The 17,502-nt window shown below is 72.2% G+C and carries 15 protein-coding genes and 1 tRNA gene; 9 read left to right on the top strand and 7 right to left on the bottom strand.

What is annotated here, in order from left to right; translation table 11 throughout:
* Positions 1–40: 40 nt before the first annotated feature.
* Both AB0M11_RS07905 and AB0M11_RS07900 read right to left on the bottom strand, forming a co-directional pair.
* Positions 41–1,333: an MFS transporter gene (locus tag AB0M11_RS07905; protein WP_365702535.1), complete on the bottom strand. Its 1,293-nt coding sequence runs from the start codon at positions 1,331–1,333 to the stop codon at positions 41–43.
* Positions 1,334–1,602: 269 nt separating this feature from the next.
* On the bottom strand, positions 1,603–3,066 hold the full coding sequence (locus AB0M11_RS07900; RefSeq protein WP_365702532.1) for a potassium/proton antiporter: 1,464 nt from the start codon (positions 3,064–3,066) through the stop codon (positions 1,603–1,605).
* Positions 3,067–3,377: 311 nt separating this feature from the next.
* On the opposite strand from AB0M11_RS07900, the gene AB0M11_RS07895 reads away from it, so the two are divergent.
* On the top strand, positions 3,378–6,161 hold the full coding sequence (locus AB0M11_RS07895) for a penicillin acylase family protein (protein ID WP_365702530.1): 2,784 nt from the start codon (positions 3,378–3,380) through the stop codon (positions 6,159–6,161).
* A gap of 113 nt (positions 6,162–6,274) precedes the next feature.
* Here AB0M11_RS07895 and AB0M11_RS07890 read toward each other — a convergent pair whose 3' ends face one another.
* Entirely contained in the window at positions 6,275–6,820 is a 546-nt protein-coding gene (locus AB0M11_RS07890; protein WP_365702528.1) for a 5-formyltetrahydrofolate cyclo-ligase, read from the bottom strand.
* Between the two features lie 168 nt (positions 6,821–6,988).
* On the opposite strand from AB0M11_RS07890, the gene galU reads away from it, so the two are divergent.
* From galU to AB0M11_RS07850, 8 genes are all read left to right on the top strand, one after another.
* Complete coding sequence (gene galU / locus AB0M11_RS07885) at positions 6,989–7,900, top strand: UTP--glucose-1-phosphate uridylyltransferase GalU (protein WP_361287254.1); 912 nt, start codon at positions 6,989–6,991, stop codon at positions 7,898–7,900.
* Positions 7,897–9,219 carry a gephyrin-like molybdotransferase Glp gene (gene glp, locus AB0M11_RS07880; RefSeq protein ID WP_365702526.1) on the top strand — a complete coding sequence of 441 codons (1,323 nt, stop codon included), beginning with the start codon at positions 7,897–7,899 and terminating at the stop codon, positions 9,217–9,219. Before galU ends, glp begins: the two co-directional genes overlap by 4 nt.
* 164 nt (positions 9,220–9,383) lie before the next feature.
* Complete coding sequence (gene moaC / locus AB0M11_RS07875; RefSeq protein WP_365702524.1) at positions 9,384–9,923, top strand: cyclic pyranopterin monophosphate synthase MoaC; 540 nt, start codon at positions 9,384–9,386, stop codon at positions 9,921–9,923.
* On the top strand, positions 9,920–10,456 hold the full coding sequence (locus AB0M11_RS07870) for a molybdenum cofactor synthesis domain-containing protein (protein ID WP_365702522.1): 537 nt from the start codon (positions 9,920–9,922) through the stop codon (positions 10,454–10,456). The genes moaC and AB0M11_RS07870 overlap by 4 nt, the downstream gene beginning before the upstream one ends.
* A gap of 20 nt (positions 10,457–10,476) precedes the next feature.
* Positions 10,477–11,157: a GNAT family protein gene (locus tag AB0M11_RS07865; RefSeq protein ID WP_365702520.1), complete on the top strand. Its 681-nt coding sequence runs from the start codon at positions 10,477–10,479 to the stop codon at positions 11,155–11,157.
* A gap of 184 nt (positions 11,158–11,341) precedes the next feature.
* Complete coding sequence (glpR, locus tag AB0M11_RS07860; protein WP_365702518.1) at positions 11,342–12,628, top strand: gephyrin-like molybdotransferase receptor GlpR; 1,287 nt, start codon at positions 11,342–11,344, stop codon at positions 12,626–12,628.
* A 103-nt stretch (positions 12,629–12,731) separates the two neighbouring features.
* Positions 12,732–12,805: transfer RNA gene (locus AB0M11_RS07855), tRNA-Ala, on the top strand.
* Positions 12,806–12,999: 194 nt separating this feature from the next.
* The gene (locus AB0M11_RS07850; protein ID WP_365702516.1) at positions 13,000–13,473 is read left to right on the top strand and encodes an HIT domain-containing protein; all 474 of its coding nucleotides are present in this window, start codon (positions 13,000–13,002) and stop codon (positions 13,471–13,473) included.
* A gap of 54 nt (positions 13,474–13,527) precedes the next feature.
* Here AB0M11_RS07850 and AB0M11_RS07845 read toward each other — a convergent pair whose 3' ends face one another.
* From AB0M11_RS07845 to AB0M11_RS07830, 4 genes are all read right to left on the bottom strand, one after another.
* Entirely contained in the window at positions 13,528–13,947 is a 420-nt protein-coding gene (locus AB0M11_RS07845) for a hypothetical protein (protein WP_365702514.1), read from the bottom strand.
* Entirely contained in the window at positions 13,944–15,170 is a 1,227-nt protein-coding gene (locus tag AB0M11_RS07840) for a hypothetical protein (protein ID WP_365702512.1), read from the bottom strand. The genes AB0M11_RS07845 and AB0M11_RS07840 overlap by 4 nt, the downstream gene beginning before the upstream one ends.
* A 145-nt stretch (positions 15,171–15,315) precedes the next feature.
* A complete protein-coding gene (locus tag AB0M11_RS07835; protein WP_365702510.1) occupies positions 15,316–16,557 on the bottom strand; it encodes an OmpA family protein in 1,242 nt (413 codons plus the stop codon).
* Positions 16,554–17,459 carry a hypothetical protein gene (locus AB0M11_RS07830; protein WP_365702507.1) on the bottom strand — a complete coding sequence of 302 codons (906 nt, stop codon included), beginning with the start codon at positions 17,457–17,459 and terminating at the stop codon, positions 16,554–16,556. Before AB0M11_RS07830 ends, AB0M11_RS07835 begins: the two co-directional genes overlap by 4 nt.
* Positions 17,460–17,502: the final 43 nt, after the last annotated feature.

Here is a 17,502-nt window from a genome sequence, read left to right as displayed (position 1 = left end):
TGAGTGCTAACGACGGTCCATAGTGACGTATTCCTGAGGATCAGTCCACCGTCACGGGCACGCGGTGACCGACGCCACGCGCGACGGTACGGTTCCGGGACCGGCCGACCAGCCGGGAACGCAGCGCCACGAGGGTCGCCAGGGCCAGTACGGTGCCGGTCATCGGCACCAGGAACCCGGAGCCGCCCCACAGCCGGTCCTCCAGCTGCCCGGCGACCGTGACCGCCGCCGCCTGGCCGAGCGCCACCGCGCCGGTCAGCCAGGTGAACGCCTCCGTGCGGGCGCCGGCCGGGACCAGGCTCTCGACCAGCGTGTAGCCGGTGATCAGCGCGGGGGCGATGCACATGCCTACCAGCAGGCCGAGACCGGCCAGGACCGGCACCGAGTGGGACGTCCACAGCGCCGACGCGGTCAGCGCGAGCGCCGCGTAGCCGACGACGAGACGGCGGTGCGGGGCGGCCTTCCAGGCGAGCGCGCCGCAGACGATGCCCGACAGCATGTTGCCCGCGGCGAAGGTGCCGTACAGGACGCCGTTCAGACCGGGCTCGCCGATCGACTCGGTGAACGCGGCGAGGGAGACCTGCATGCCGCCGAAGACGGAGCCGATGCCCAGGAAGGCGACGACCAGCACGCGCACGCCGGGGACGCGGAGCGCCGAGGGGTGCCGCACGCGCGCGTGGCCGGTGCCGGTCACCTGGGGCTGGGTGCTCTTGCGGGCGGCGAACAGCAGACCGCCGGCCAGGGTGAGCGCGGCCTCGGTGACCAGGCCGGCGGCCGGGGCGACGGTGGTGCACAGGGCGGTCGCGAGCAGCGGGCCGACCACGAAGGTGAGCTCGTCGGTGACGGACTCGAAGGCCGCCGCGGTGGCCATCAGCGGGGAGTCCTGCAGCTTGACGCCCCAGCGGGCGCGCACCATGGGGCCGATCTGCGGCACCGAGGCGCCGGTCGGCACGGCGGCCGCGAACACGGCCCACAGGGGCGCGTGGGCCAGCGCGAGCGCCGTCAGGGCGAGGCCCGACAGCGTGTGCACGAGCACGCCGGGGACCAGCACCGCGCGCTGCCCGTAGCGGTCGGCCAGGCGGCCGCTGTAGGGCGCGAAGAGCGCCATGGAGACACCGGTGACCGCCGCGGCGGCGCCCGCGGCGCCGTACGAGCCCGTGGTGTGCTGCACGAGCAGCACGATGGAGATGGTGAGCATCGCGAACGGCTGGCGCGCGGCGAAGCCGGGGAGCAGGAACGTCCAGGCGCCGCGGGTGCGCAGCAGCCGGCCGTATCCCGGGCGGGACGGGGCCGCCGGGTTCCCGGACGGCTCGGTGGTGACCGTGGATGCCACGGCCCGTGCCTTTCTGCCGCCTGGTAGCGCGCCCGTGCGGGGGGCGCCGAGAGCTGTCCTCTTGCGCGGAACTGCGGTAGATACCGGCGTCCGCTGCGAGGAGCGGTCCGGCCGCCATACGGTCGCGCCAGCTCTGCGTCAGGCAGAGTTGGTTCGATCAGGGTGCATTCATCCTACAGGCGGGAAGGCCCGGTACACCTGTGAAAACGGGCACCCTAAGGCTCGCTCACCTGGGATTGCCCGAGGTGTGAACCATCCGAAACACGCCTTTAACGTGCGCCCGCCGTCCCGTTCGTGCCCAGCCAGCCCGCCAGCTTGCCGCCGTGGCCGACCGCGCGCAGCCGGCGCTCGGCCGCGTCCCGTACCGGGTCGGTGGCGACCACGAGCAGTTCGTCCCCGCGCCGCAGCACCGTCGCGGGCAGCGGGACGAACGATTTTCCTTCGCGGACGACGAGGGTGACGGCGGCCCCGGCGGGCAGCCGCAGCTCGTTGATCTCCACGCCGTGCATGCGGGATCCCTCGGGGATCGAGACGGACAGCAGGTGCCCGCGCAGCCGCTCCAGGGGCGCGGACTCGATCCCGAGGTCGGCGGCCTCCGGGCCCTCGCCGAGCCGCAGCTTGCGGGCCAGCCAGGGCAGGGTCGGTCCCTGGACGAGGGTGTAGACGACGACCAGGACGAAGACGATGTTGAAGATCCGATGGCTGGTGTCGACGCCGTTCACCATGGGGATGGTCGCCAGGATGATGGGCACGGCGCCGCGCAGCCCGGCCCAGGACATCAGGATCTGCTCCGGCCAGGGCACCCGGAACGGCGCGAGGCTGGCGACCACGCTCACCGGCCGCGCCACCATGGTGAGCACCAGCCCGATGACGAGGGCGGGCACGATGTCGTCGCCGAGTTCGTGCGGGGTGACCAGCAGACCGAGCAGGACGAACATGCCGATCTGGGCGATCCAGCCGAGCCCCTCGGCGAACCCGCGGGTGGCCGGCCAGTGCGGCAGCTTGGCGTTGCCGAGCATCATGGCGGCCAGGTAGACCGCGAGGAAGCCGCTGCCGTGCGCCAGCGCGCCGGCCGCGTACGCGGTGACCGCGATGGCCATCACGGCGATCGGGTACAGGCCGGAGGCGGGCAGGGCGACGCGCCTGAGGCCCCAGGAGCCCAGCCAGCCGACCGCGAGGCCGATGCCCGCGCCGATGGCCAGCTCCATGGCTATCTCGCCCAGCAGCAGGTACCACTGCGCGACCGGTCCCGCGGTGGAGAAGGCGACGACCAGGATGACCACCGGGGCGTCGTTGAAGCCGGACTCCGCCTCCAGGGTGCCCGTCACCCGCGCGGGCAGCGGAATGCGCCGCAGCACCGAGAACACCGCCGCCGCGTCCGTCGAGGACACCACCGCGCCGATGATCAGCGCCTGCCGCCACTCCAGCCCGACCAGGTAGTGCGCGCCCGCGGCGGTGACGCCGACGCTCACCCCGACCCCGACCAGCGCCAGCACGGAGGCGGACGCCAGGACGGGCTCGACCTCCTTCCACTTCGTGCCGAGGCCGCCCTCGGCCAGGATCACGACCAGGGCCGCGTACCCGATGACCTGGGTCAGTTCCGCGTCGGCGAAGTGGATGCCGCCGATGCCGTCCTGGCCCATGAGGACACCGATCCCCAGGTACACGAGCAGGCTGGGGAGCCCGCTGCGCGAGGAGATCCGGACGGCCGCGACGGCGACGAGCAGGACCATGGAGCAGACGAGCAGGAGCTGGTTGAGGTGGTGGACAGTCAGCGGCGGTTCCCTTCCTTGGCTCGCGCGCGGGCGACGCGGAAGCGCACGTACACAGGACCGAGAGTGCGGCAGAACGCACCCAAGTACTTCGTTACCTTACCTAACTCTTGACGCTTTCTTGACGCTTCGCGAGGCAAGATCGAACGCCCATGCCCGCCGGTTCCCCACTCCGCGTCAAGTGGCGTGAGGCCCTGCGCCTATGGTTGCTCCAGCGCTCAGTCAAAAGCACATGCCCGCCTGCCGCTCGCGTTAGGACAGCAAGGACAGCGATGCCCCCCAACACCACCGCCACAACGGGTGACAAGCCTGGCAAGTCCGGCAGGAAGAAGGGGCGCAGAGGCCGGCTCCTCGTGCTGGTGCTCGTCCTGGCCGTGATCGGTGGCGTCTTCTACGGGGCGTACTGGTCGGTCAGCACGGTCCGCGCGTCCTTCCCGCAGACCAAGGGCTCCCTCACGCTCGACGGCCTCTCCGGGCCCGTGACCGTCAAGCGCGACGGCTACGGCATCCCGCAGATCTATGCCTCGTCCGACGAGGACCTGTTCATGGCGCAGGGCTACGTCCAGGCGCAGGACCGGTTCTACGAGATGGACGTGCGGCGCCACATGACCGCCGGGCGGCTGTCCGAGATGTTCGGCAAGGGCCAGGTGAAGAACGACGAGTTCCTGCGCACCCTGGGCTGGGACCGGGTCGCGAAGGAGGAGTACGACACCAAGCTGTCGGCCTCCACGAAGAAGTACCTCCAGGCGTACTCCAAGGGGGTCAACGCCTACCTCCAGGGCAAGGACGGCAAGGACATCTCCCTGGAGTACGCGGCCCTCGGGTTCGTCAACGACTACAAGCCCGAGCAGTGGACCCCCGTCGACTCGGTCTCCTGGCTGAAGGCGATGGCCTGGGACCTGCGCGGCAACATGCAGGACGAGATCGACCGCGCCCTGATGACCAGCCGCCTCGGCCCGCAGCAGATCAAGGACCTGTACCCGGACTACCCGTACAGCCGCAACAAGCCGATCGTCCAGGAAGGCCAGTACGACGCGGTCACCAAGACGTTCCAGCAGGGCGGCTCCACCGGCTCCACCGGCTCCACGAGCGGCTCCGGGACCTCGGCGGGCACCGGTGGCACCACCACCACCTCGTCGTCCGGCGGTTCGGCGGTCACGAGCCAGCTGGAGCGGCTCTACAACGTCCTGGACGACGTCCCCACGGCCGTCGGCGTGAACGGGCAGGGCATCGGTTCCAACTCGTGGGTCGTCGGGGGTCAGTACACCATCACCGGCAAGCCGCTGCTCGCCAACGACCCGCACCTGTCGGCGTCACTGCCGTCCGTCTGGTACCAGATGGGCCTGCACTGCACCACGGTCTCCAGCAAGTGCCAGTACGACGTCACCGGCTACACGTTCGCCGGCATGCCGGGCGTCATAATCGGCCACAACGGCGACATCGCCTGGGGCATGACCAACTCCGGGGTCGACGTCACCGACCTCTACCTGGAGAAGCTCTCCGGCGACGGCTACCTGTACAACGGCACGACCAAGCCCTTCACCACCCGCACCGAGACCATCAAGGTCGCCGGCGGCGCGTCCAAGCAGATCGTCGTGCGCCAGACCGCCGACGGCATGCCGCTGCTGTCCGACCGCGACGACGAACTCGTCCAGGTCGGCAAGAGGGCCACCGTCGACACCGCCGCACCCGACCGCGGCGACGGCTACGGCATCGCCCTCAGGTGGACCGCCCTGGACCCGGGCACCACCATGGACGCCGTCTTCGCCCTCGACAAGGCGTCCGACTGGGACTCCTTCCGCCAGGCGGCCGCCCAGTTCGACGTGCCCTCGCAGAACCTGATCTACGCCGACACCAAGAACAACATCGGCTACACGCTGCCCGGGAAGATCCCCACGCGCTCGTCCGCCGACGACGGGTCCATCCCGGCACCGGGCTGGGACTCCAAGTACAAGTGGACCGGGTTCATCAAGCAGGACGAACTGCCCTACGAGTACAACCCGAAGCGCGGCTACATCGTCACCGCCAACCAGGCCGTGATCGACAAGGACAAGTACCCCTACACGCTCACCACGGACTGGGGGTACGGCACCCGCAGCCAGCGCATCACCGACCTGATCGAGTCGAAGATCAAGGACGGCGGCAAGATCTCCACCGACGACATGCGCCAGATGCAGACGGACAACAGCAGCGAGATCGCCAAGCTGCTGGTGCCCAGACTGCTGAAGATCAACCTCGACGACAAGGACGTGCGCGCGGCGCAGAAGCTCCTGGAGGGCTGGGACTACACCCAGGACGCCGACTCCGCGGCCGCGGCCTACTTCAACGCGGTCTGGCGCAACATCCTCAAGCTCGCCTTCGGCAACAAGCTGCCCAAGGAACTGCGCGTCAAGGGCCAGTGCCTGTGGGTCGACAAGATCGACAGCACCGGTCCGCTGGACGACGACACCAAGGTCCGCGAGTGCGGCGAGCGCGACGCCGACCAGGCCCAGCCCGACGGCGGCGACCGCTGGTTCGAGGTGGTCCGCAACCTCATGGAGAAGCCGAACAGCGACTGGTGGAAGACGCCGGCGGGCGCGGGCGACCGCCCCAAGGCCGAGAACATGGACCAGCTGTTCCGGCGCGCCATGATCGACGCCCGCTGGGAGCTCACCGCCAAGCTGGGCAAGGACATCGACACCTGGAGCTGGGGCCGGCTGCACCGTCTGTTCCTGAAGAACCAGACGCTGGGCACCGACGGTCCGAGCATCGTCCAGTACGTCCTCAACCGCGGCCCCTGGAAGCTCAGCGGCGGCGAGGCCACGGTCGACGCGACCGGCTGGAACGCGGCGGGCGGCTACGGCGTCGTCTGGGTCCCCTCCATGCGGATGATCGTCAACCTCGACGACCTCGACAAGTCCAAGTGGATCAACCTCACCGGGGCCTCCGGACACGCCTTCAGCGCTCACTACACCGACCAGACGGGCAAGTGGGCCGCCGGTGAACTGCTCCCGTGGTCCTTCTCGGACAAGGCGGTCGACCAGAGCACCAGCGACACCCTCGTCCTCAAGCCCTGAGCGCGACGGCACCCGCGGTGAAACGGCCCTCCACGCACGCGTGGAGGGCCGTTCCCGTCGGCCGTTCGTGCCGGCCGTTCCCGTCGGGCGTTCCCGTCCGGATCGAGAGCGGCTCAGGCGGCCGGGAACCGGCGCACCCCCGACGGCGTCACCACCGCCCGCACCGGCCGGTCGTGCGGCTGCGCGGGCACCCGTTCGACGACCTCCGTGTCGTACAGGAGCACCACCAGCGCCGGGTGTGCGCCCGCGCGCTCCAGCCGCGCCAGCACCCGGTCGTACGACCCCCCGCCGCGTCCCAGGCGCATCCCGTGCGCGTCCACCGCGAGCCCCGGCAGCAGCACGACGTCCGCGCCGAGCACGGCGTCCGGCCCGAGGCGTTCACCGGAAGGTTCGAACAGCGCCATCCTGCCGCCGTGTTGGACGCGGACCAGGGAGCCCTCCCCGGCGTACGCGCCCCAGTCCAGGTCGTGGTCCGGCAGGAGCACGGGGAGCAGGACGCGCACCCCCCGCCCGACCAGCGCGTCCAGCAGCGGGAGCGTGCCGGGCTCGTTCTCGACCGAGACGTACGCCGCCACCGTGCGTGCACGCGCCAACTCGGGCAGTTCGAGGGCGTGCCCGGCCAGCGCGTCGGCCGCCTCCCCGACGACATCCGCCGTCAACCTGTTCCTCACCCCGAGGAATTCCCGGCGCAACGTTCGCTTGTCACTCTCGGCCCCAGACCCACCGTGCTCCACAGGTCGTCCCGCACCCTTCTTAATCCGAACATATGCGTGCCAATTGACCGGAGCCTCAGATTCTCCGCAAAGGCACCGGATAAGGTTGCGGACATGACTCAGTCGCACCCCAGGATCAGCAAGGCTGTCATTCCCGCGGCAGGCCTCGGCACCCGGTTCCTGCCGGCCACCAAGGCCACTCCCAAGGAGATGCTGCCGGTCGTCGACAAGCCGGCGATCCAGTACGTGGTCGAGGAGGCCGTGTCGGCGGGGCTCGACGACGTCCTCATGATCACCGGACGCAACAAGCGCCCGCTGGAGGATCACTTCGACCGCAACTACGAGCTGGAGTCGGCGCTCCAGAAGAAGGGCGACGCCGGCCGGCTGGCCAAGGTGCAGGAGTCCAGCGACCTGGCCACGATGCACTACGTCCGCCAGGGCGACCCCAGGGGCCTCGGCCACGCCGTGCTCTGCGCGGCCCCGCACGTGGGCCACGAGCCCTTCGCCGTCCTGCTCGGCGACGACCTGATCGACCCGCGCGACCCCCTGCTCCAGCGCATGATCGAGGTCCAGGAGCAGCACGGCGGCAGCGTGATCGCGCTCATGGAGGTCGACCCCGAGCAGATCCACCTCTACGGCTGCGCCGCCGTGGAGACCACCGCCGACGGCGACGTCGTCAAGGTGACCGGCCTGGTCGAGAAGCCGGACCCGGCGGACGCCCCGTCCAGCTACGCGGTGATCGGCCGCTACGTCCTCGACCCGCACGTCTTCGACATACTGCGGCGCACCGAGCCCGGCCGCGGCGGCGAGATCCAGCTCACCGACGCGCTCCAGCAGCTCGCCCAGGACGAGAAGGTCGGCGGTCCCGTGCACGGCGTCGTCTTCAAGGGCCGCCGCTATGACACCGGCGACCGCGGCGACTACCTGCGTGCCATTGTCCGGCTCGCGTGCGAACGTGAAGACCTGGGCCCGGACTTCCGGACCTGGCTTCGCAGTTACGTAGCCGAGGAGATGCAGCAGAGTTGAGCAGCGCCGCGACCCGCCCCGCCGGCCCGGACCGCCTGTGGTCGGTGGACGAGCACCTGGAGGACATCCTCACCACCGTCCGCCCCCTGGACCCCATCGAGCTGCAACTGCTCGACGCCCAGGGCTGCGTCCTGGTCGACGACGTCATGGTGCCGGTCTCGCTGCCGCCGTTCGACAACAGTTCCATGGACGGCTACGCGGTACGGGTCGCGGACGTGGCGGGCGCGAGCGAGGAGTTCCCGGCCGTCCTGGAGGTCGTCGGGGACGTCGCGGCGGGCGCGGCCGAGCTGACCCCGGTGGGCCCTGGTCAGGCGGCCCGCATCATGACCGGCGCCCCGCTGCCGCCCGGCGCCGAGGCCGTGGTCCCCGTGGAGTGGACCGACGGCGGGCTCGGCGCGGGACCGGTCGCCGGGATGCGGGCGCGCAGCCTCGCGCCCGAGGGAGCCGAGGGGCACGTGCGCGTGCACCGGCCCGCCGAGGCACGCGCGCACGTACGCGCGCGTGGCAGCGACGTGAAGGCCGGCGACCTCGCCCTGGCGGCCGGCACCGTCCTCGGCCCGCCGCAGATCGCGCTGCTCGCCGCGATCGGCCACGGCACGGTACGCGTGCGCCCGCGCCCGCGCGTGGTCGTCGTGTCCACCGGCAGCGAGCTCGTCCAGCCGGGCGAGGGACTCGGCAGCGGGCAGATCTACGACTCCAACAGCTTCGCCCTCACCGCCGCCGCCCGGGACGCGGGCGCGATCGCCTACCGGGTGGGCGCCGTCGTGGACGACGCCGAGACGCTCCGTTCCACCATCGAGGACCAGCTCGTCCGCGCCGACCTGATGGTCACCACCGGCGGGGTCAGCGTGGGGGCGTACGACGTCGTCAAGGAGGCGCTGGCGCATGTCGGCGACGTGGACGAGCCGGGCGCCGGCGTCGACTTCCGCAAGCTCGCCATGCAGCCCGGCAAGCCCCAGGGCTTCGGCTCCATCGGCCCCGACCACACGCCCCTGCTGGCCCTTCCGGGCAACCCCGTGTCGTCGTACGTCTCCTTCGAGCTCTTCGTCCGCCCGGTCATCCGCACCCTGATGGGCCTAGGCGACGTGCACCGGCCCCGCACCACGGCGACCCTCCGGGCCGACAAGGCGCTGGGTTCGCCCAGGGGGCGCAGGCAGTTCCTGCGCGGGGCGTACGCCGACGGCGAGGTGACCGCCGTGGGCGGCGCAGGGTCGCACCTGGTCGCGGCCCTGGCCCACGCCGACGCGCTGATCGTGGTGCCCGAGGACGTGGAGTCCGTCGAGCCCGGCACCGACGTCGAGGTCGTCCTGCTCGGCTGACCCGCCGCCCGTCCCCGCCGCCCGTCCCCGTCCCCGTCCGCCGCCCGTCCCCGTCCGCCGGGCGGTCCTGCGCGCTGGTCCGGGTCGCCGTGGCGGTACCGTGTCGCGCACAGCAGGCCCGAGCGCCGCACCGCGACGGGCCAGGACCGGGAGCGCCACACAGCATGACTGAGCCCTTCCGGGGGGACACCCCCGGACCCTCTGGACCCTCTGGACGCTCTGTGCCAGAGGCGCCAGACCGACTGACGCACCTCGACGACGCGGGCGCGGCCCGCATGGTCGACGTCTCCGGCAAGGACGTGACCGCGCGCACCGCCCGCGCGAGCGGACGCGTCCTCGTCTCGCCCCGCGTGGTCGAACTGCTGCGCGGCGAGGGGGTGCCGAAGGGCGACGCCCTCGCCACCGCGCGCATCGCCGGGATCATGGGCGCCAAACGCACCCCGGAGCTGATCCCGCTGTGTCACCCTCTGGCCCTCTCCGGTGTGAAACTGGATCTGTCGGTCGCGGACGACGCGGTGGAGATCCTGGCCACGGTGAAGACCACGGACCGCACGGGAGTCGAGATGGAGGCCCTCACGGCGGTCTCCGTCGCGGCGCTCACGGTGATCGACATGGTCAAGGCGGTCGACAAGGGAGCGGTCATCACGGACGTACGCGTGGAGGAGAAGACGGGCGGGAAGTCGGGCGACTGGAGCAGGCCGTGAGCGCCGGACCGTCCGCCGGTGGTGCGCCGCGCGCGCCGTACCGCGCGCTGGTCGTGACCGCTTCGAACCGCGCCGCCGCCGGCGCCTACGAGGACCGGGGCGGTCCGCTGCTCGCGGCGGGCCTGACGGCGCTCGGCTTCAGTGTGGACGGGCCGCGGGTCGTGCCCGACGGGGACCCCGTGGCGGCCGCGCTGCGCGCCGGCGTCGAGGCCGGGTACGACGTCGTCGTCACCACCGGCGGCACCGGCGTCTCGCCCACCGACCGCACGCCGGAGGCGACCCGCGCGGTGCTCGACTACGAGGTGCCGGGCATCGCCGAGGCCGTCCGGGCGTTCGGACGCGGCAAGGTGCCCACCGCCGCGCTGTCCAGGGGCCTGGCCGGAGTGGCGGGCCGGACACTGATCGTCAACCTTCCCGGGTCCACCGGCGGGGTGCGGGACGGTCTCGCCGTCCTGGAACCGCTGCTGGCGCACGCCGTCGACCAGATCCGCGGCGGCGACCACCCGGGAACCGGCAGTGGGGGTGCGAGCTGAACGGCTCATCCTGGCCCGTCGTGCTGGTGGACGGCGATGTCGTCCTCCGGCCCATAAGGGTGCGCGACCAGCGGGAGTGGCGCGAGGTCAACCGGCGCAACCGGGACTGGCTGCGCCCGTGGGAGGCGACCATCCCGCCGCCCACGCCCAGCGGGCCGATAGCGCACCGGCCGACCTACCGGCAGATGGTCCGGCACCTGCGGTCCGAGGCGAACGCCGGCCGCATGCTGCCCTTCGTCATCGAGTACCAGGGGCGGCTGGTGGGGCAGTTGACGGTCGCCGGGATCACCTGGGGGTCGATGTGCTCGGGGCACGTCGGCTACTGGGTGGACCGGTCGGTGGCCGGCCGCGGGGTGATGCCGACGGCCGTCGCGCTCGTGGTGGACCACTGTTTCCGCACCGTGGGTCTGCACCGCATCGAGGTCTGCATTCGCCCGGAGAACCGGCCCAGCCGCCGGGTGGTGGAGAAACTCGGATTCCGCGAGGAGGGGCTGCGGCCGCGTTATCTGCACATCGACGGCGCCTGGCGCGACCACCTGGTCTACGCCCTCACCGCGGAGGAGGTGCCGGAGGGGCTGCTCGCCCGCTGGCAGCGTGCCCGCTCCCAGAGCGCGCCGGCGAAGGCGCCGGGGCCGGCGGGCCCCCCGCCGCACGGCTCCGGTCCTCGCGATCCGCAGAGCACCCCAGGGAATCCCGGCTAGCTCGCAAATTGAATGTGTGTTCGAAATTGATCGGTTCTTGACCGTCTCGGGGCATTGAATTCGCGGCTCGGGTGGCCTGCTGATCGCATCGGTCCAAAAAAATGCTCGAAATATCAGCCGGATCGTGCGACACACCGACGCAATTGGCAGATGGCCCCACGCAAACCCCTCTACCGTGTGAGACGTGAGCAGCAGCGGCCTCATCTACGCAGTCATTGTCGGGGCCTGGGCCGCCTACTTGGTGCCGATGTGGCTCCGTAGGCAGGACGAGCTGAACGAGGCCCGTCCGACGGAACGCTTCAGCACCGCCATCCGGCTGCTGTCCGGACGGGCGGGGATGGAGCGCCGGTACGCCAGGGACCTGCGGGCGCGCTCCGCCTCGGAGGGGGAGCAGGACGCCGGCGATCCGGACGCCGTCACCGAGTCGGTGGACGTCCGGGCCTTCGCCATGCCCCCGACCCGCCGTCAGGTCCGGGCGGACGTCCAGGCGGAGCAGGCACCGGAGGCGGCCAAGTCTCCTTCCACGCCCCGCCGTCAGACCGGCTCCGCGCCCGCCCCGGCGCCGGCCGCCACCCCGGCGTCCGCGTCCGCCGCGGCGTCCGTGTCCGTCCCTCCGGCGGCGCCCAACTCCGGCGCCAGGCCCGCCCGCAAGCCGATTCCGACCCCGCGGCGCGCGCCCTCCGCGCAGGCGGCCGCGGAACGCGCCCGGCGGTCGAAGGCGCTCGCCCGCCGTCGGCGCACCACCGTGCTGCTCTTCGTCGCCTTCACCCTCGGCGCGATCGTCGCCGCCGTGGGCGGGCTCGCGTTCCTGTGGGCACCGGGTGTGCCCGCCGTCATGCTCAGCGCCTACATCGCCTACCTGCGCGCGCAGGAGCGCCGGCGCTTCGCCTACCAGATGGACCGGCGTCAGGCGGAGGCCGCCGCACAGCGGTTGCGGGAGCGCCAGCCGCGCCGCCGCCCGCCCGTCGACCCGGAGGCCGGCGCGGACGAACCGGAGGAGGGACCAGGGACCGGGACCGACCCCGGTCTGTCCGCCCTCGCTGCCGACCGGCGCGCCCTCGTCGAGCAGACCGACCACGCCGAGTGGGTCGACCAGCAGCGCGAGCGGCAGCGCCGCCCCGGGCACGGCGACAGCTGGGACCCGGTGCCGGTGCCCCTGCCGACCTACGTGACCGCGCCGGTCGCGCCGCGCGCCACCTCCGACGTGGACCTGGGGGCGCCGGACGCGTGGAGCTCGGCGCGCTCCAGTGCCGTCGCCCCGGAGCAGGAGACCAGGCCGGCGGCGCCCGAGGCCGAGGCGCCGGAGCCGGCACCGGCCGACGACGCCGACACAGCCGACGACGACCGGACGGCCGACGGCCGGACCGACGCCCGCCGGGCGGCCTCCGCCCGCCGGGCCCGCGAGCGCGGCCGCACGCCCCTCTTCGACCAGTACGAGGACGGCGACCGCCCGCGCGCGGCCAACGAATGACCCGAGGCCGTCAGCGCGAGGCGTCTCGGCACCCCGCGCTGACCAGTCAGGGAACGGATTTCCAAGCACCCCGACGGGGATGCTAGAGTTTCACTCGTTGCAAGGGCCTGTGGCGCAGTCCGGTAGCGCACCTCGTTCGCATCGAGGGGGCCAGGGGTTCAAATCCCCTCAGGTCCACTGCATCAACTGTTCTCAAGGTGACTTGAGGGCGGTTGGCGAGATCCCGTCGATCTACATGATCGGTCGGGATTTCGTCGTTTTCGGGGCCTGTTCGTCGTCACCGCCCCGTGGGCGGAGTGCCGGGTTTCGGACTCGGGCGCCGTACGGTGGCCGGGTGCACCGGCGTGAGGTGAACGGCGCTTGGAGGAGCGATGGACCAGCGAGCGAGGGATCGCGCCACGGCGCTCGGGATGCCCGCGGACGACCGGCTTCCCGACAGTGACTGCCCGTTCTGCCGCATCGTCCGAGGAGTCGCACCCGCGCGCCTCGTCCGTGAGTGGGAGGGCGCACTGGCCATCAGTCCGCGGGGCGGAGGCGTCACCCCGGGCCATGTGCTCGTGCTGCCCAAGACGCATGTCCCGGACGTGGCGGCCGATCCTGCCGTTTCCGCGATGACGATGCGGCACGCCGCCGAACTCGCCGGTGAGGTGGGCGACTGCAATGTGATCACTTCCCGCGGCGCGGTCGCCACGCAGACGGTTCCGCATCTTCATGTCCACGTCGTGCCGCGCCGGCACGGAGACGGGATCGTCCTGCCGTGGACGCCCCCCGCGGCCGAGGACGGCCCGCGTCGGCGGGGCGTGCGGAGGTTGCCGTGGACGGCCCCCCGCCCCGCCTGGCGCTGAGCCGTGAGCGCGCCGCGGCGGGGGTCGGCGCGCCGGGGCGCGGGACAGCGAGGGTCAGCTCAGCAAGAGGATCAGCAGACTGCCCGCGATGATGAGCGACCCGTAGCAGAACAGCATCGGCCGGGACAGCAGCACGGGCGGCCAGGGCGCTTCGCCACCGTAACGGTGGGCGTCCATCGTGAACGGGGGCGGAGAACCCTCCCCGCCGGTGGCGACCTTCTCGTGCAGGCCGCGGAACAGCCGCTCCTGACGAAGGTAGTAGCCGTCGAGCAGCCAGAACCCGATCGCCACGGTCACGGCCACCGGAATCGTCTTCCACGGCGGGCGGCCGTTCGTCACGGCGATCAGCGTGCTGTCGAGCGTGATGCACCAGCCCTTGACGAGGAAGGAGTTGTTGCCGAGCCGGGAGATCACGCTCTGCAGCAGCTCCAGGTGTTTGACGTCCTGCTCACTCAGGTCCGGCCGTCGGGTCATTCGGCCGGCGCCGGTGCTCGGGTGGCCGGCGGCCCGCCCGGGATCAGGAACTGGCGATGCAGTTCGTCGACGAGGTCCTCCAGCTGGTCCTCCAGCAGATGCGGGGCGTACTGGTTCAGCAGGTCGGTGCAGTGGTCCAGGATGTCCAGGCGCAGTCGGGGCGTCGCGTTTCCGCTGTGTTCCTCGTCGACCGGCAGGGCGTACTCCCGCAGCGGCAGCCGCAGCGTGCCGGCCAGCCCGGACTCGGCCCGCTCGTCGACGATCGCGGCGCAGGCGTCGTCCACCACCTGGCGCGCTTCGGCCGCGGCGCGCTCGATCGCGGCGAACAGCCGGTGCCAGGACGCGCTGTGCGCGGTGATCCGCTCGCGCGCCGCCGGCACCATGCTCCGAACCCGTTCCTCGGCGCCGGACAGGGCCTTCTTCGCCGCTTTGTGGCTCTCCGCGTAGGGATTGTGCGCGAGGACGGCCGTGGTCAGGGTGGCCAGGCTGAGAGCGGTGAGGACGAAGACCGCCATGAGGTAGCCGTTGTCCCCGAAGGTCACGGTGACCTGGTTGCTCTGCTTCGCGCGGCTGTGGGCGGTCGCCGCGAGGAGGCCGACGAGCAGCGCGTTGCCGAGCAGCGGCAGCGTCAGGCCGGGCCAGGGAAGGTCGTGGGGCCGCCGGGTCTCCGACCGCGGGCCGTCGAGCCGCCACAGGTGCCGCCACGCGTCCCGCGGGCCGCGGCGCACGCGTTCGACACGGCGGTCGTTGCGCTCCCGCAGCCGGAAGAGCGAGCGGGCGAGCACGGAGGCCATGGCGAACTGGAGGCCGGACACCCCGATCGCGGCCAGGTAGCCGAACGCGTGGATCGCGGTGTTCCACAAGCCGTCCGGGTCCGGCAGGTCCAGGAGCAGGACCACGGCCTCCCCGACGAAGGGCAGCTCGAACAGCGCGCTGAGCACGAGCATGACCCACCGGAGCCACACCCATGGCTGCCGTCCCAGGCGTCGGTCCTCCGGCCCGTCCGCGGCGTGCCGATCCCGTACCTCCCGCACGTCGTCCCGTGCCTGGCCCGAGGAGCGGTGGGCCGCGAACCACCTCACCGCGTCGATCGCCTCCCGCGCGGACTGGAACGTCTCGTGGAGAGCGTCGCCCATCTCACCCAGTGAGGCCTGGGCCTTGGCCAGGCCGGAGTTGCTCCGGGTGAAGGCGCGCGTCAGCGCCGCGTGCTCCTGGCTGTCCACCGGGTCCACCGGACGTCCCGTCGGGCGCGGACCGTTCGGGCCCACGAGCGGGAGGAGGGGTCTGGTGCACCGTATCGGCGACTCGCGCGGACCCGCCGGTCCCGAACCGTTGCTGCCGTTCACGTTCATGGCTTTGCGTCCGACCTCACTTCCAGAAGATTCGGATGTCCACCCGGCGGTCGCACTGGAGCCGTTCCTTGGCGGACATGTCAGCGGTGGACCCGTCGACGGGGCACCCCGGGGACACCCCGCGGCCGTGCGCCTCGACGCGTGCCCCGGGCACACCGTGCTGGACGAGCGCCCTGGCCACCGCGTCGGCGCGGCTCTGGGAGAGCGACCGGTCGTTGCCGGAGCCGCCGCGCGGGTCGACGTAGCCGTCGACCTCGACGCGGTCGAGTCCGGGTGTGGTGCGCGCCCGGACGGCGATCTCGGTGAGCGGCGCCGTGGCCGCCGGGCGCAGCCCCGCCGAGTCGGTGTCGAACAACGCGGCGCCCGGCAGCGGATACGTCCGGGAGCGGCCGTCCTGGTAGGGCACCCGCGGGTCGCCCGGGACCGGGCCGGTGGCGTCCGGGGCGGGCGCCGAACCGACCGGGGTGTCGGCGGCGACGCACGACGTCCCCGTCCCGCCCGCCCGCGCGCAGAGCGTCTTCCACAGGCGGGCCAGCCAGGCACGCTGGGTCCGGTCGGCCGACGGCTGGTCTCCGGCGGAGTGGCCCAGACCCACGAACGTGACACCGACGCCGGTCAGGTCCGGCAGTTCGGAGAACTCGCCCCTGGTGGCGCACACCGACGCGATGGCCTTGATCTCCGACTCGGAGCCGAAGGCGGCCTGGCGCAGGTCCGCGCAGCCGGTGGTCGACAGGCCGTCGGTCAGCACCACCAGCCGCCGCGGCCCCTGGACCCCCTGGAGCAGGCCGACGCCCGTCGCCAGGGCGCCCAGGACATCCGTACCGGCGCGGCCGGGAACCGCGTGCTGAGCGGTGGTGACGTCCTCGGTGAGGCAGGTGACCGCGTGATCCCGGTTGGAGTTCCGCCGGCCGGACGCCCGGGCGCTCCTGCGCCAGTCGGCGGAGCGCTTCTGGAAGGCCCAGTCGACGTCTCCGGGAGCGCCCGCGAAGGTGCCGAGGGAGAACGTGTCGCCCGCCTGCACCCGCTGCCGCACCAGGGCGTCGACCGCCCCGGAGTAGTCCGGGCCGTCGGCACCGCGTACCGACGCGGTGCCGTCGACCAGGAGCACGGTGCCGCCCGCGCCGGAGCCCGGGGCCTGGTCCTTCATCCAGGCGCAGCCGGCCCGCGGATCGTCGGCGCCGCAGCCGACGAGCAGGCCGGCGAGCAGGACGACCGGCGCCAGGACTCCGGCCGCGCGGGTGGCACGGGACGTTCTCACAGGTCCGACTCCTCCGTCATGACCAGGTCCCCGGCCCAGGAAGCCGGGCCGAGGCCCATCTCGTTGCGGAAGGCGTTGAGCGCCGCGTCGTACATGGAGGCGAACTCGTACATGCCCGCCCGCTGGTGCGCCCCGCCGGCGCCCTCGAGTGCCCGCAGCAGGGCCTGGACGCTGGTGAGACGCTCCTTGCGCAGCGCCGACATCGCCACGTGGAAATCGTCGTCGGCGAAGGCCGACGCGAACGGCACCAGCAGGCGCCGCTTGTGCGCGTCGAGTTCGGGCATCAGCTCCAGGTCCTTGATCACCTCGAGCCAGGCCTCGGTCAGTTCGCGCGCCCGCTGCGCCCTGAACTCGCCGACCCGCAGCGTCTCCTTGAGCGTCAGCTCCTCCAGGCGGTACTGCAGCACGTGGTCGCGCACGGCCGGATCCACCCGCACCCGGACCGACGGCGTGCAGCGGATGCGGCCCTGCACGTCGTCGTAGCACCAGTTGCCCTCTGCCGAGAGCTTGGCGTTGATCGCCTGCTCGGCCGCCTCCGGGTCGTCCGCGGCGCAGGCGCGCGCGGCCGTCCACGCGACCCGCAGCAGTTCCTCCCGCGCCGTCTCCTCGTGCTGGCGGACACGGATCTTCAAGGTCTCACGGGACATCTCCGTGCTGCTCCACTGGAAGGCGGGAAAGACCTCGAAGGAGAACACGTCACCGTGGGCCGCCATGAGGAGCGGGTTCTCCACGGGCGGCGACTGCACGGACACCTTCTTCCGGAGGCCCGTTCCCTCGGTGTCGTCGTCGGACCGGGCGTCCGGTGTCCCGGGCTCGCCGGTGTCGTCGCCGTTCCTGGAACGCCACCAGGCGCGTACCGCTTCGCGCAGGGTGGCGAGCAGGCCCTTGGGCCGTCGTGGCATGGGCTGATCCTCCTGTGATCGGTCGGACTCGTCATGGGGTCGA

Origin of the sequence: Streptomyces sp. NPDC051987 (assembly GCF_040680735.1) — a bacterium.
GTDB lineage: Bacteria > Actinomycetota > Actinomycetes > Streptomycetales > Streptomycetaceae > Streptomyces.
This window is presented reverse-complemented; position numbering and strand designations above follow the sequence as displayed.

Bases quoted from the DNA above. Each gene is read 5' to 3' on its own strand.
- AB0M11_RS07900 (WP_365702532.1), bottom strand. From the start codon at position 3,066: ATGGTCCTGCTCGTCGCCGTCGCGGCCGTCCGGATCTCCTCGCGCAGC.
- AB0M11_RS07895 (WP_365702530.1), top strand. From the start codon at position 3,378: ATGCCCCCCAACACCACCGCCACAACGGGTGACAAGCCTGGCAAGTCC.
- galU (WP_361287254.1), top strand. From the start codon at position 6,989: ATGACTCAGTCGCACCCCAGGATCAGCAAGGCTGTCATTCCCGCGGCA.
- moaC (WP_365702524.1), top strand. From the start codon at position 9,384: ATGACTGAGCCCTTCCGGGGGGACACCCCCGGACCCTCTGGACCCTCT.
- AB0M11_RS07850 (WP_365702516.1), top strand. From the start codon at position 13,000: ATGGACCAGCGAGCGAGGGATCGCGCCACGGCGCTCGGGATGCCCGCG.
- AB0M11_RS07845 (WP_365702514.1), bottom strand. From the start codon at position 13,947: ATGACCCGACGGCCGGACCTGAGTGAGCAGGACGTCAAACACCTGGAG.
- AB0M11_RS07830 (WP_365702507.1), bottom strand. From the start codon at position 17,459: ATGCCACGACGGCCCAAGGGCCTGCTCGCCACCCTGCGCGAAGCGGTA.